1 protein-coding gene is annotated in these 1,311 nt (G+C 34.6%); it reads right to left on the bottom strand.

Annotated features, from left to right (window positions below; genetic code table 11):
• Window positions 1-111: 111 nt before the first annotated feature.
• Window positions 112-1,311: IS1182 family transposase (locus ACFVT8_RS24535; protein ID WP_387086441.1), on the bottom strand; the 1,200-nt coding region annotated here is incomplete at its 5' end.

The following is a 1,311-nucleotide window of genomic DNA, read 5'->3' as shown; positions in this document are numbered from 1 at the left end:
CGAGGGCACTGAAAAACTTGCGTTTTTTATAAATAAATTCGTTTTAGAGAAAGATAGGGCGCTTCTTGTTCAAATTTTGAACAGGAAACGCCCTAATTTTTCACCTATTTATTACCCTTTTCCATTCAGAAGCTTCAAGATTCTTTTTAGATTGACAGCGAATATCGTTGTTGCTCCCTGAATTTGCATGCCAAATGAACCCGCAGCCGATGCTTGATCGTACCCGTGTTTATTTTTTAACTCACTATTTTTTGCTTCGATTTTATAACGTTCTCGAGCTAAGCGTTTAAATTCTTCTGTTTCTTGAAAAGCTTGTTGATCTAAATGTTCCTCTGATTTAATGGCAACAGAATAGGTTTTAGTTTTTGCACCTTCTTTAAAACATCCTTCTCGGAGTGGACAGACCTTACATTTTTCAACGGCAAAAAAATAAACCATTCTTGCACTTGCTCCTGGATGTGAATCTGGTTTTTTACTTTTTCTATTTGCTAAATGTCCTGCTGGACATACAAATAAACCTGCATCTTTATTAAAGTCAAATCCTTTTCCGTTTGCTCGCCCATTTTGAGTAATCATTGGATTTAACTTAGAAATCAGTTGAATGCTTTGTTCTTTTGTATAAAGTAAATTGTTTTTCCCTGAATAAGCCGTATCAGCGATGACTGTTTCAACTTCCATTCCTGTTACTTTACTTTTTTCAATCAGTTCTTGTAGATAATGTCCATCTGATTTTTCACCTGTTGTAACGACTGCTGCTGTAATAATACGTTCATCACTAATTGCTAAATGTGTTTTATAACCAAAGAAAGAACTGTCTGCTGTTTTATGTCCTACTCGTGCATCAGTGTCTGTTGAATAATTTAGATGTTCTTGCGTATCTTCTACAGCTTCTTTTAACACGTTCAATTTTTCCTTTACAGCTGGTAGATGAGCGATTTGTGGTTTGTTTTCAATAATGGCAATCAACTTTTCACAGTAAGTTAATTCATCTTTGACTTCGTTAGAAGTATTCTTCTTTGGAAATTTTTCTTTCATGGATTTATCAAATTGATACACTGCTTTGCGGGTATGTTTTGATTTTTCTTGTAAAAATTCTTTCGGTGATTTTTGGTTATAACGTGCTTTGGTATGTGTTGCGTCCACAATGATTGTTTTACTTTTGATAATGTTCTTTTCGAGTGCGATTTCAACTGTTTTTCCAATGAGCATATCTAATAAACTTACGTCTTGAAGACGAAGTTTGCGGAATTTTGTGAGTGAGCTTGAATCAATCACGTCATCTTCTGGCGCCATACCTAAAAAATACTTGAA

It is taken from the genome of Lysinibacillus sp. NPDC058147 (assembly GCF_042884205.1).
In the GTDB taxonomy this organism is placed as follows: domain Bacteria; phylum Bacillota; class Bacilli; order Bacillales_A; family Planococcaceae; genus Lysinibacillus.
Note: the sequence above shows the minus strand (reverse complement) of the source record. Positions and strands in the feature narration are given on the sequence as shown.